The following is a 12,990-nucleotide window of genomic DNA, read 5'->3' as shown; positions in this document are numbered from 1 at the left end:
TTGAATATTAAGTGAATATCTTAATAATTTTATAAAACTTCTATAATTGACACAAAGCCTTGTGCCACATAACATCAAAGCACATTTAAACACACGTTATTGGTTTTATTTTGAATTTATACAACCCTTTAAGCAACAGCCATACATTAAAAAATACCGTTATATTCTCCCTTGTACTGATTATGACAGGCTGTTCTTCTTTAGGTGGTGGCTCTATACAAAAACGTGCTGGAAAGCTCTCAACAGGCATTCAAAAAGCATATTCTGTTTCACCTGATGTAGCCAATCGTGTGTCACCAATGATTGTACAAAGTGCTGAACAATTCGACGTTGATCCATTACTCATTGCTGCAACAATTCGCCAAGAATCAAGCTATCGCAGTTATGCAGTATCACCTTCTGGGGCTGTTGGACTCACTCAGGTTATGCCTCGTTATTGGCAGCAATCGTGCCCTGGTGATTTATACAATGAATACACCAATATTCGTTGTGGTACGATGATTTTATCCAAATATAATCAATCTGCAGGCAGTTGGAAGAAAGCTTTGGCTTATTATAATGTTGGACCAAGCAATTATGAGTCGAGTTGGAAAATGCGCCGCCAAGGCAAAAAATATGCAAAACAAGTCAAGAAACATCAAAAACAATTGAAGTCTGCTTTATAGTGTTTTGAAAATAGTTTTGAAAATGATCAAACTCGTTAATGATAGAATCTTATTCATTAACGAGTTAAACCTTGTGGCTGTAAAATAATTAAAGCAGCACCGATCAAAACGACGATACCGCCCATAATATCCCAACGTGTTAAACTTATTTGATCAACGAATCTTAACCACATCAATGCTGTAAAAATATAAATCCCACCATAAGCAGCATAAATACGTCCAGAAGCCGCAGGATGTAAAGTTAATAACCATACAAATACAGCTAAACTCAGTGCAGTTGGAATCCACAACCAATGGCTTTTATTTTGATTCATAATCAAATAAGGAAAATAACAACCCAGAATTTCTGCAACTGCTGTCACTAAAAACAAAAGAAAAGTTGTAAATATTTTTGTCAGTTGAATATCCATAAAATATAATTGGGACCTAGATTCATTCTACTTTTGCAGAATATTTGAAATTGTTAATTTGAATGTGACATTATCATTGATAAAGAAAAACCCGTGTAAACACGGGTCACCTTCAATCAAGAGAATAACACTAGATTAAAACCTTAAGCAGGTTCTGCAGTTTGATCTTCAAACACTTCCAGTGTAAGCCCTACAGACTTACCATTTTCTTTCTTCACAGACACTGCGACATTTCCACCATGATCTGCCAACTCGCCAAATAGGATCATTTCAGCAAGCGGTTTCTTCAAGTGTTCTTGGATAAGACGTTGCATTGGACGTGCACCCATTAATCGATCATAGCCATTTTCAGCCATCCAATCACGTGCGCTTTGATCTACTTCAAGAACAACTTTTTTCTCATCGAGCTGTGCTTGTAGTTCTGTCAAGAATTTATCTACAACAGATTCAATAACAGTCGTTTGCAATGCTTTAAATTGAATCACACCATCTAAACGGTTACGGAATTCAGGTGCAAAGGCTCGTTTCATCGCTTCTTGATTGTCATTGCTATTGTCTTGTTCCGTAAAGCCAATACTGGTACGTGAAATGCTCTCAGCACCAATATTGGTGGTTAATACAATGATTACATTACGGAAATCTGACTTACGCCCATTATTATCTGTCAAAGCACCATGATCCATGACTTGTAATAACAAGTTAAAGACATCTGGATGTGCTTTTTCAATTTCATCAAGTAATAAAACACAATGTGGATTTTTATGAATCGCATCTGTTAACAAACCGCCTTGGTCATATCCAACATAACCTGGAGGTGCACCAATCAAACGAGAAACCGCATGGCGTTCCATATATTCAGACATATCGAAACGAACCAACTCGACACCAAGCAATTTCGCAAGCTGTTTAGTGACTTCTGTTTTACCTACACCTGTCGGACCTGCAAAAACAAAGCTACCTACAGGTTTGTCTGGTGATTTTAAACCCGCGCGTGATAATTTGATTGCAGAGGCCAATGCAGTAATCGCTTCATCTTGACCAAATACCACACGTTTAAGATCACGTTCAAGATATTCAAGTACAGACTTATCGTCTTTAGAAACAGTTTTCGGTGGAATACGTGCGATCTTAGAGACGATATCTTCAATATTTTCAACCGTGATTAACGTATCATCTTGCTCTGCTTTTAAGCGACGTTGCGCCCCTGCTTCATCAATCACATCAATCGCCTTATCGGGTAAAAAGCGATCATTGATGAATTTAGCAGACAATTCTACTGCTGAAACTAAAGCCATATCATCATATTTAACATGATGAAATTCTTCAAATTTCACTTTTAAACCACGCAGAATATCAATCGTTTCTGAAATTGATGGTTCATTCACATCTATCTTTTGGAAACGACGTGATAAAGCATGATCTTTTTCAAAGACTTGGCGATACTCTTGGAATGTTGTAGAGCCGATACAGCGTAATGTACCATTGGCTAAAGCTGGTTTAATTAAGTTTGATGCATCCATCGTACTGCCCATACTTGAGCCAGCACCAATAATCATGTGGATTTCATCAATAAATAAAATCGCTTCTGGTTTCTTTTTCAAAGCATTTAAAAGTTGTTTTAAACGTTTTTCAAAATCACCACGATATTTTGTACCTGCAACCAATGCACCAATATCTAAACTGAATACTTCAGCATTTTGAAGTGGTTTAGGTGCTTTACCATTCACGATTAACCAAGCTAAACCTTCAGCAATCGAGGTTTTTCCTACCCCTGGATCACCGACCAATAACGGGTTATTCTTACGACGGCGGCATAAAATTTGCGCAGCACGTTCAATTTCTTTTTCACGGCCAATCAATGGGTCTGTTTTGCCTTTTTGTGCCTCAACATTTAGGTTTAACGTGTAAAGCTCTAATGGGCCTGCATTTGCTGAAGAACTTGATTCACCGTCTAAATCATCAGACTCTTCTTCAACTTGTATTTCTTCTTTGCGTGCACCATGTGACAAATATTGTGTCAAAGTTAAACGATTGATTTGATGGCGTTTAAGCAAATAAACTGCAAAAGAATCTCGTTCAGAATACATTGCAACTAATACGTCTGCACCTTCAACAGTACGATCTCCACCGCTCGATTGAACATGAAAAATTGCACGTTGTAAAATACGGTCAAAACTTTCAGTTGGATGCGGCGCTTGATCACTATTTTCACCCAATTTAGGTGTATGTTGTTCAACGTACTCTTCCAACTCTTTACGTAAAGTTATAATTTCAGCACCGCATGCTTTCAAAGCATTCACTGCAGAATCATTATCAAGTAAAGCCAACAATAAATGTTCAACTGTAAGAAACTCATGTCTCTTTTGACGAGCCATGCTAACAGCCAAACGTAGTGAAACCTCTAATTGACGACTGAGCATGAAACCCCCTTATTCTTTTGGCTCAATCTGACAAAGTAACGGATGACCTTGCGACCGAGCATAGTTATTTACTTGGTTAGCTTTTGTTTCTGCGATGTCTCGCGGATAAACACCAGCTTCACCTTTACCTTCATAATGTACTGTTAACATTACTTGAGTGGCTTGGTCAAGATTCAAAGCAAAGTATTGTTGTAAAATTTCAATAACAAAGTCCATTGGCGTATAGTCATCGTTCAATAAAACGACAGCATACATCGGTGGACGTTTCACTTCGGGTGGTGCAGTCTGCACAGCAATATCGTCTTGTCCATGATCTGGATCGTCAGTATTGCTCATACGTGTGTTCAAATGCCAATCGACATAACCTGACGCTTGGAATGAGGATTTCACTTCATTTAAGCTGATTTGGCGCTTTATACTTCGCATAATATTTAGATACATAAATTATTGAGAATTTGCTTCAGCTTGTGGAACTTCAGCAGCAAATGCAGCTGTATTTTCAACAGCTTGCCCACGTGACCATGCAAAACGCTTAATGACTGGCGTAGCGCCATTGAGACGAATTTCAATGAATTGTGGATTAAATCCTTTCGGCATCGTCCATCGCCCAGTAAGGCGTTCATAATCTGCAAAATTAAAGTTCGCATCTTCCATAGGTACAGTCAGCACTTCCGTGCCACTGATCAAACGAATTTCAACACTACCTGACGCACGTCGGTTGCTCGGGCTAACTTGAATTAAATCTAATTGATATTCATAGGCATTTTCAGGTAATGATTTTACTGCTAAATTTTGAATAGTCAGACTCAAACCACCACGTTGCTTTAAAATATCACGGTAAATTGCACTGGTGATATCGCCTTGTACTTTATCTGCGTTGGCCTTATTCAATGCTTGCAACAGATCATTTGAGTTTGATACAGCAACATCACGCTCTTGTACTGCGGCATTTAGACCTTTATTTAAATGACCTAAGGTTGCTTTTTGCTGTTTAACAACTTCGACCAATTGTTCAGCATCTGCATCATAACCAACTGCCGTCAACCCTTGGCGATGTCCAACTGTATAACCCAAAAGTGTACTGCCTAAGCAAAGTACAACACCACCAACGATCAGCGGCATATTCTCTTGTATAAAAGATTTTTTTGGCGTTTGAGTGGGCTGTGACGCGGTATTGGTTTCTGTGTTCTGCATCGTCATCTCTGATTATTGATAAAATCAAAACACACATTTAACCGCAAAGTTAAATGTGTGTGAAGTTATAAAGCGTTTCTTATGGTAATAATCCAATGCCTTGTAAACCAGCATCTTCAGCAAAACCAAACATCAAGTTCATATTTTGCACAGCTTGACCTGCTGCGCCCTTCACCAAATTATCTTGCACAGACAAAATGATTAACTTATTTGGCTGTGGCTTATACAAAGCAATACGTAACTGATTTGAACCACGCACCGAGCGAGTTTCAGGTGAACTATTTGCTGGCATCACATCAATAAAAGTTTCGTTGGCATAGAACTGTTCATAGATATTTTGCAAATCTGCCACTGCGCCTGCTTCTGTTAAATCGATGTAAATGGTACTCAGCATCCCACGGATCATTGGCACTAAATGCGGTACAAAAACAATATGATCAAACACACCCTTTTGCCCTGAAATATTCTCTAAAGCTTCAACAATTTCAGGATGATGACGATGTCCTGCCACACCATAGGCTTTGAAATTATCGGCATTTTCCGAATAGATCATACCCAAACTGGCTTTACGACCTGCACCTGAAACGCCTGATTTTGCATCAATAATAATAGTTTCAGGTTTAACCAATGTTTCAATATGTTTAAATAATGGAGCTAAACCCAATTGTACCGTTGTCGGGTAACAACCAGGATTACCAACCACATTTGAATTTTTAATTTTGTCACGATTTAACTCAGACAAACCATAAGTTGATTGTTTTAAAATTTCAGGACATGCATGTTGCATACCATACCATTTTTCAAACTGCTCTAAATCTTGTAAACGAAAGTCTGCTGCCAAATCAATGACTTTGGTATTTGCAGCCAAAAGCGCTTCAGCATGTTGCATTGCAACACCATGTGGTGTAGCAAAAAATACAACATCACATTTTTTTAATTCATCAATGTTTAAATCTGAATATTTAAGTTCTGTATGGCCACGCAAACTTGGGAACATATCATCCACACGGCGACCATCTTCAGTACGTGAAGTCAGTACATTTACTTGAGCATTTGGATGTCGTAGTAAAAGACGCAACAATTCAACGCCTGTATAACCCGTGCCACCGACAATTCCAACTGAAATCACGTTCTTTACCTCAATTCAAAAGTATCCGTTTTGTTGTGTCGTAGTATGACAGGAAGTTTGATTTTTCCAAACTGTTTTGCTTGGGTTTTATCATATTTTCTACATCTATAAAATTCAGCTTAAGGATTTTTCAACAATGTTTTTTGTTGAGTAAAAACAATACAATTCCTGCCTGCAAGTTTAGCTGCATATAATAATTTATCCGCATTATCGATACTTTGCGACAAATTCGGTTGTTGCAACTGTGTTAAGCCAAAACTTGCCGTAAGTGATATTTTTTGTGATGTAAATTGCTCATTCTCAATGCTTAGACGTATTCTTTCAACAACATCATAAGCCAAGTCAATATGATCAATTTGCAATAAAATAATAAATTCTTCCCCACCAAAACGCCCAACTAAATCATTTTCACGTAGATTTTTATGAATAATATGAGCAATCTCTTGTAAAACTTGATCTCCAACCAAATGCCCGTATGTGTCATTAATTTTTTTAAAATGATCCACATCGCACATCACCAAAAAATACTTACGTCGTGGTGTAAGTGAAAAATTTATTTTAGCAGCATCATAAAAACCACGGCGGTTTAATAAATGTGTTAGCGGATCCCTAGAACGCTCATCGCTTAATTTAGCAACAGTTTCCCGAACTAATGTTCCTAACAAAACCATCGCAAACCATAAACTGGATAAAATACTTGCTGCAAGCATCATGAGCCACCAAACAGAACTCACTAACAGATGTATTTCAATATTCTTTAAAAATATGAATATAATTAATCCACGAACAAAAGCATATAACACGATGAGTAAATAAGAATAATCGACAATTTTATTTAATAAATCGGTTTGTTTATAATTCTCAAAGATAGAAAAAAGAACCAGTGATTCAACGATTGCGATCGTTAAATTCAAAATCAACATTCTCACCCATAGCTGATCATCGACAGAAGAGTAATAGCTTAATAATAATATCGCTGAGAAAATAAGTATAAAAGCAAATTTAGAATGTGCATTGGCATTTTTTCGTAAAGCCATAGCATAAGCACTTGACCATGCTCCAAATAAATACATTGCTCCTAAGCATGGCGCACATAAAGTTAACATATGATCGGACATAAAACTTTGCGCGCCTAAAGCAAACGACGGCACAATATATGCAAGTCCTAACCAGAATAAATAGGATGGGGCTTTAAAAAAGAAAAAGCAGATTAATAGCAAACTACCCATCAATATCAGGCAGATAGGAACAATTAATAAGAAATAGTGAGTATCTGCAAAATCCACGTCTAATATCTTTTGGCTAGATGGGAGAATATTTAGAGTCTGTTAACGTTTCATAAATGGCTTGTGTTTAGCCTAAAATTAAGTAACCCTAATTTAAGCAATGAAGTTTAAAACATTTTTTCCGATTTATCCTTAGTTTATGCTTAAAAAAAACCCTATTTTTTTGTGATTAAATTAAAACTTTATTTATAAAACCACCGATTATGGCGGCGATTCTACTTTTAAGATTTATCAATATTTATATTATTTCTGATAATGTCGCATAAGTCATCGTTGATAGATTAAATAACTGAATTATTCGGAAAAAACTAAGCCACAGAATTATTGGATTTGATTTTTAAATTTCTGTTTTGTTAGCAATCAATCTAAAAACTCAAAAAAAGATAAAGCCATCTTGTTTTTGACAATAATCCATGCATAATAAATTAGAGTAATTACTCTAAAAATTAAAACAGGAATAACGAGAATGATTGGATCTAGAGAATGGATGAACCTAAGTAACGGAAATTTAAGCTTTAAAGAAAAAGCACAATTGATTAAAACCGTACTATTACCTGCTCTTACAGGTTATGGCAAAACTTTTTTAAAACCAGATGCAGCACCTATTGCCCTCAAACTTAAAGATTTTAAAATTCCAGATACTGCAATTGTTAAAGAGGCTATTGCAGAATTAGAGCAAACCCAATCTAAAGCGATTATTCATCATTCATGGCGAACTTATATTTGGGGCGTCGCAATTGCTCAAAAAAATCATTGGCAGTTTGATGATGAAAGTTTTCTTATTGCTAGCTTGATGCATGATTTAGGTTTAGTGGAACATTTAGAACAATATTCTTGTGAATGTTTTGCATTTGAAAGTGCTTTACGTGCAGAAAGCCTCTGCTCAAAACATCACTACCCACAGCAAAAAACTGACAATATTTCAGAAGCCATTTGCATGCATTTGAATGGATATATAGATGAAAATGATCAAAGTCTTTCTAAAGAGGTGATCTTACTGCAAAAAGCAACCTCTTGTGATGTGATTGGTACTGATTTATCAAAGTTCTCAACAACATTTAGAGATGAAGTTCTAGCGGCATATCCACGATTTAAATTTAATACAGAAATGTGTAGATTGATCGCAATTGAAGCACAAAGAAACCCTAAATCTCGTACTGCACTGACGTTACAAGTCGGATTACCTTTAATGATTCGAATGAATATTTTTAAGGAATAACTAAATCATTCATAACACATTCATTCAAAATAACGATTCAATACGGGACATGATCAAGACATTATTCTTGAACATGAACAAATCGCTGAAAATACTGCTCTATTGGTATATTTAAAAAGAAACAATTTTGCGCCGATATGTTCAATGCTCGGTTTAAGTCGTTATTTTAATAATTTGAAAATAAAAACTGTAGATTAATCACAACAATTCAGAGGAAATCAATATACTGTATGGATTAACCAATCTGATGAGGTGGTGAAAGTGATTAAGGACTGGGGGAATGACCTGAGTTACTTAAATACATTAGCTTAGGCTATTTTTAACATCACAGAAACAGAAATAGCTATGTCACTTTAAGATTCCACATGTTGCAGAATATTAACAACTTTTCCAAACGGATCTTTGACATAAAAACGCTCAACGCCCCATTCTTCTTTGGTTAATCCATAAATAATTTCAAAACCAAACTTTCTTGCAGTCTCATAAAGTTGCACGACATTATCTACCTCGATTGAAAAATCGGGGACATCAGTTGTATTTCCATCATCTGAAGCAATGTTAATTTGTGGATGTGTTATTTCCAAACTTGCAAATGTTTTTATCCAACCGTGATCCATGACTAAATCTAAACCTAAAAAATCAGTATAAAAAGTTTTTGCTTTGTCTAGATCTATAGCTTTGATGTTACTGGTTATTCTTTTAACAGCCATGGCTATTTCTCATCTCATTATTGTGTATTATCTATCTAACTATTAAGGTTTACTTGACCACCAATATGGTAATGAATCAGTCTTTAAAATCTTCCGATGATTTTTAAAATTTAAATCATGCTTTTCAACTTCTGCCCAAAAAGCAGCACTATGATCAAAGTGCTGAGTATGTGCTAATTCATGCACACAGACATATCGTGCAATCTCAAGAGTATGTAAAACCAAAGCACTGTTCAACATAATATCATGTCGCGAAGTACAACTTCCCCAGCGTGTTTTCGGTTGACGAACTGAACATTCACCAAACTTTAATCCAGTTTCATGACTGACTTGTTTTAAATAAATCGGTAAATGGTGTTTTGCATAGGCAATCACAAACGCTTTTAAATATTGTTCAGGCTGGCGATCACTAATAAAAAGCTGATGATGATTCTCATCATAAACATAAGAGTTTTTTTGAGTTTGATAAATAATCTGTAAAGGTTGCTCTATATTAAACAACATTAATTCTGTAGGTAACGCTTTGTTGATTTGACCTACTTTTTCTTGTTGCTTCTGCCACGTTTCGACCATCCACTGTTCAGATTGCTTTAGAAAATCCTGAATTTGCCTTTTTGAGCAAAACCTTGGCACAGTTAAACGAATCTGCGTGGGTTCAACACGTAAACGTAAGCGTGTAGCCCGTGCATGATGGGTAATTTGTATTTCTGGAAGATTTGGAAAACTAGACAATTTCTAAATCCTTTACATCTTCCATTAAAAGGCAAAGCAAACTTTCCCCCTTTGAAAAAGGGGGGATTGAGGAGGGATTAATCATATAAAAAGCACCACATCGCTGTTTTACAAACTCATTAAAATTTTCCTTAAAAGAAAAAATAATTATCGCGGTGATGCTCTTCATTTTCTTAAACCGCTGTACGCTCTTCAATACCATTATTGGTCGCAACGATGGCAATATCCGCTTTTTGAATGGCAAAAATACCGTTACAAACAACACCAGGAATATCATTTAAAGTTTTTTCAAGCTCTAAAGCATTTAAAATATTCAAATTAAAAACATCAAGAATCACATTACCATTGTCGGTGACCACACCTTCACGATAAGCAGGATCACCACCTAAAGAAACAATTTTACGCGCAACAGCAGAACGTGCCATTGGAATCACTTCAATCGGTACTGGGAACTCACGTCCCAACTGATTAACCCATTTTGAATCATCAACGATACAAACGAATTTTTTAGCAATAGAAGCAACAATTTTCTCACGTGTTAGCGCCGCACCACCACCTTTAATCATATGCATATGGCGATCAATTTCATCTGCCCCATCAACATAAGCATCTAGACCCCCCACATAGTTCATATCAACCACTTCAATGCCTAATTTTTTAAGGCGTTGTGCTGTAGCCTCAGAACTTGCAACCGCAGCTTCCAATTGTAATTCTGGTAAAAGGTCAATTAAGAAGTTTACAGTACTCCCCGTACCCACCCCCAAAATGCCCCCTTTTGGTAAGTGTTTCAAAGCAGCTTTGGCTGCTGCTTGTTTTTTCTCATCTTGGGTTGCATAAAGGCTCATGGCTTCTCTCAATTAAATTTCAATTTCCTGCACATTTTGCATAATTTTAAAACGCAAATGTACATCGGTTTGTTACAATGATCGCTCATTTTAAACTGTTAGATGGAAAATTAACATGCTGTCTCGTTTGGTTCGACAAATATTACAGGCAACCGTCTATGACGTTGCAATCGAAACCCCACTCGAAGCAGCGCCACGAATTAGTGAAAAACTAAACAATAACATTCGCTTTAAACGCGAAGACTTACAACCTGTCTTTTCTTTCAAACTGCGTGGTGCTTATAACCGCATCAGTCAATTACCGAAATCTCAGTTGGAACGTGGCGTTATTACTGCTTCTGCGGGTAACCATGCTCAAGGCGTGGCATTATCAGGTCAAAAGTTAGGAATTCGTGCCATTATTGTTATGCCAAAAACCACACCTGACATTAAAGTCCAAGCGGTAAAACGCTTAGGCGGTGAAGTGGTTCTGCATGGTGATTCGTTTGATGTTGCCAATAAATATGCCATCCAACGTGCTAAAGATGAAGGCATGAGCTTTATTCCACCTTATGACGATGAATTGGTCATGGCTGGGCAAGGAACCATTGCCAATGAAATTTTACGTCAATGGCGTGATGTCGAATATGTTTTCGTCGCTGTAGGTGGTGGTGGTTTAATCGCAGGTGTTGCAGCCTATTTAGGTGATGTTGCGCCACATGTCAAAGTCATTCCTGTTGAGTATGATGAATCTGCATGTTTAAAAGCAGCTTTTGAATCTAATGAGCGTGTGATTCTACCAACTGTTGGTTTATTTGCAGATGGTACAGCAGTTGCGCAAATTGGCGAGAAACCATTTGAAGTGATTCAACTGCAAAAATCGGATAATTCAGGTCCAATCGTTGAACGTGACGTTATTTTAGTCAATACCGATGAAATCTGTGCTGCAATTAAAGACACTTATGATGAATGTCGTAGCATCGTAGAACCTTCAGGAGCGATGGCTTTGGCAGGGATCAAAAAATACGTTGCTGAACACCAACTTTCAGGCAAAAACATGGTGTCGATCGTTTGTGGTGCAAACATGAATTTCGATCGTTTACGTTATATTGCTGAGCGTACAGAACTAGGTGAACGTAAAGAAGCTATTTTTGCTGTGACGATTCCCGAAGAAAAAGGTTCTTTCCTTAACTTCTGCCGTGCTTTGCAAGGTCGTAATATCACTGAGTTTAATTACCGTGCGAGTGATGCATCGGCAGCACAAGTTTTTGTCGGCATCAGTTTAAAAGCGGGTGAGAAAGAACGCCACGATATCTATGAAGCATTGAAAATACATTATGATGTGGATGATTTATCTGATGATGAAGTGGCGAAGTTACATATTCGCTACCTCGTTGGCGGTCATGCCGATATTGAAAATGAACGTCTTTTCCGTGTCGAGTTCCCTGAGCGTCCGGGTGCATTATTGACTTTCTTAGAACGTCTTGGGCCAACACATAACATTACCCTATTCCACTACCGTAACCACGGTGCTGCGGAAGGTCGTGTATTGGTTGGTCTTGAAGCGACTGATGCTAAACAAAATCCTGATGGTTTAATTGAAACATTGGAAAGCATAACTTATCCATATGCAGAAATTACCAATAACTTAGGTTATCAGCGTTTCTTGAAATAGGATTGTCTTTCAATATGCATCAAGCTCTTGTCAAATAGAGCTTGATGTATATAAGTATTTTGAATTGAACAATCAATCATCGTCTGACAAAAAACTATTCAAATTAAATGGTTTAAATCGTTCATAATATTCGATGGATGGATGCGATCCAATAAATTGCTTACGAAATAACTGAATAAATTGTTCTATTTTTTTAGGTTGATCTGGCACAGCCATCCAAATCTGTTCAGATGCGTAAATCAACAACATTCGATACCCCTGCTTTCTCACCTCGTTGTAAATTTCCTCCAGAACAATATCGTATACATGGCTACGTAAAGCATAAAAATTACCAATTAAATCTTTATATTTTTCAAAATGTTCAAATAATGGCGCGGTTCTTAACTCAATCCTGTTTTGGATTGCATCAACATCCACACTTAAATCCTGAAATAATGCGCAAGCCTCAATACCATTATCAAAATGTTGATCACGATCAATACTTAAAAAATAACCACGATATTTGTGTTCTTGAAGATCATCATCAGCCGTAGGCTCTGTTATATTTTTAGGAGATAGCCAATAATAGAAAGTATCAAAATCTCTTCTAAATTTTTTCTTTGGAATTTTCAGCGACTCCAACTCTGGAAACCATACTTGTAAGCGTTGATATATCTTTTTATCATGCATTGTTTATTCAATTTTAAGTCTTTAAAAAGTGAACAAAACTATACTTTAAAAAGCCTT

The 12,990-nt window shown here is 36.7% G+C and carries 13 protein-coding genes; 3 read left to right on the top strand and 10 right to left on the bottom strand.

The genetic code is table 11. The features are described 5' to 3' along the window. Positions 1–182: 182 nt before the first annotated feature. Positions 183–665 carry a lytic transglycosylase domain-containing protein gene (locus D7V20_RS06770; protein ID WP_120383552.1) on the top strand — a complete coding sequence of 161 codons (483 nt, stop codon included), beginning with the start codon at positions 183–185 and terminating at the stop codon, positions 663–665. 56 nt (positions 666–721) lie between these two features. On the opposite strand, the gene D7V20_RS06765 is transcribed toward D7V20_RS06770, so the two are convergent. The 6 genes from D7V20_RS06765 to D7V20_RS06740 all read right to left on the bottom strand — a co-directional run bounded on the left by D7V20_RS06765 (position 722) and on the right by D7V20_RS06740 (position 7,047). Further along, positions 722–1,075 carry a YnfA family protein gene (locus tag D7V20_RS06765; protein WP_120383551.1) on the bottom strand — a complete coding sequence of 118 codons (354 nt, stop codon included), beginning with the start codon at positions 1,073–1,075 and terminating at the stop codon, positions 722–724. Between the two features lie 143 nt (positions 1,076–1,218). Beyond that, positions 1,219–3,495, bottom strand: a complete 2,277-nt coding sequence (clpA, locus tag D7V20_RS06760) for an ATP-dependent Clp protease ATP-binding subunit ClpA (protein ID WP_120383550.1) — start codon at positions 3,493–3,495, stop codon at positions 1,219–1,221. 9 nt (positions 3,496–3,504) lie between these two features. Next, entirely contained in the window at positions 3,505–3,921 is a 417-nt protein-coding gene (gene clpS / locus D7V20_RS06755) for an ATP-dependent Clp protease adapter ClpS (protein ID WP_120383549.1), read from the bottom strand. 18 nt (positions 3,922–3,939) lie between these two features. Continuing rightward, positions 3,940–4,689 carry a DUF6776 family protein gene (locus D7V20_RS06750; protein ID WP_120383548.1) on the bottom strand — a complete coding sequence of 250 codons (750 nt, stop codon included), beginning with the start codon at positions 4,687–4,689 and terminating at the stop codon, positions 3,940–3,942. A 79-nt stretch (positions 4,690–4,768) separates the two neighbouring features. Beyond that, complete coding sequence (argC, locus tag D7V20_RS06745; protein ID WP_120383547.1) at positions 4,769–5,818, bottom strand: N-acetyl-gamma-glutamyl-phosphate reductase; 1,050 nt, start codon at positions 5,816–5,818, stop codon at positions 4,769–4,771. A 119-nt stretch (positions 5,819–5,937) separates the two neighbouring features. Further along, positions 5,938–7,047 (bottom strand): GGDEF domain-containing protein, encoded by a 1,110-nt coding sequence (locus D7V20_RS06740; protein ID WP_120383620.1) that lies wholly within the window; start codon positions 7,045–7,047, stop codon positions 5,938–5,940. A gap of 523 nt (positions 7,048–7,570) precedes the next feature. Here D7V20_RS06740 and D7V20_RS06735 point away from each other — a divergent pair. Next, positions 7,571–8,323 carry an HD domain-containing protein gene (locus D7V20_RS06735; RefSeq protein WP_120383546.1) on the top strand — a complete coding sequence of 251 codons (753 nt, stop codon included), beginning with the start codon at positions 7,571–7,573 and terminating at the stop codon, positions 8,321–8,323. A 353-nt stretch (positions 8,324–8,676) separates the two neighbouring features. Here D7V20_RS06735 and D7V20_RS06730 read toward each other — a convergent pair whose 3' ends face one another. The 3 genes from D7V20_RS06730 to rpiA all read right to left on the bottom strand — a co-directional run bounded on the left by D7V20_RS06730 (position 8,677) and on the right by rpiA (position 10,610). Further along, positions 8,677–9,033 (bottom strand): glyoxalase superfamily protein, encoded by a 357-nt coding sequence (locus tag D7V20_RS06730; protein WP_120383545.1) that lies wholly within the window; start codon positions 9,031–9,033, stop codon positions 8,677–8,679. A gap of 42 nt (positions 9,034–9,075) precedes the next feature. Next, a complete protein-coding gene (locus D7V20_RS06725) occupies positions 9,076–9,765 on the bottom strand; it encodes a YgjP family zinc-dependent metalloprotease (protein WP_120383544.1) in 690 nt (229 codons plus the stop codon). A gap of 173 nt (positions 9,766–9,938) precedes the next feature. Beyond that, positions 9,939–10,610: a ribose-5-phosphate isomerase RpiA gene (gene rpiA / locus D7V20_RS06720; RefSeq protein ID WP_120383543.1), complete on the bottom strand. Its 672-nt coding sequence runs from the start codon at positions 10,608–10,610 to the stop codon at positions 9,939–9,941. Between the two features lie 115 nt (positions 10,611–10,725). Here rpiA and ilvA point away from each other — a divergent pair, with 115 nt between their 5' ends. Continuing rightward, entirely contained in the window at positions 10,726–12,264 is a 1,539-nt protein-coding gene (gene ilvA, locus D7V20_RS06715) for a threonine ammonia-lyase, biosynthetic (protein WP_120383542.1), read from the top strand. 72 nt (positions 12,265–12,336) lie between these two features. Here ilvA and D7V20_RS06710 read toward each other — a convergent pair whose 3' ends face one another. Then, positions 12,337–12,933, bottom strand: a complete 597-nt coding sequence (locus D7V20_RS06710) for a hypothetical protein (RefSeq protein ID WP_120383541.1) — start codon at positions 12,931–12,933, stop codon at positions 12,337–12,339. Positions 12,934–12,990 lie beyond the last annotated feature (57 nt).

The sequence above is a fragment of the Acinetobacter rongchengensis genome (assembly GCF_003611475.1).
GTDB classification, from domain to species: Bacteria; Pseudomonadota; Gammaproteobacteria; order Pseudomonadales; family Moraxellaceae; genus Acinetobacter; species Acinetobacter rongchengensis.
Note: the sequence above shows the minus strand (reverse complement) of the source record. Positions and strands in the feature narration are given on the sequence as shown.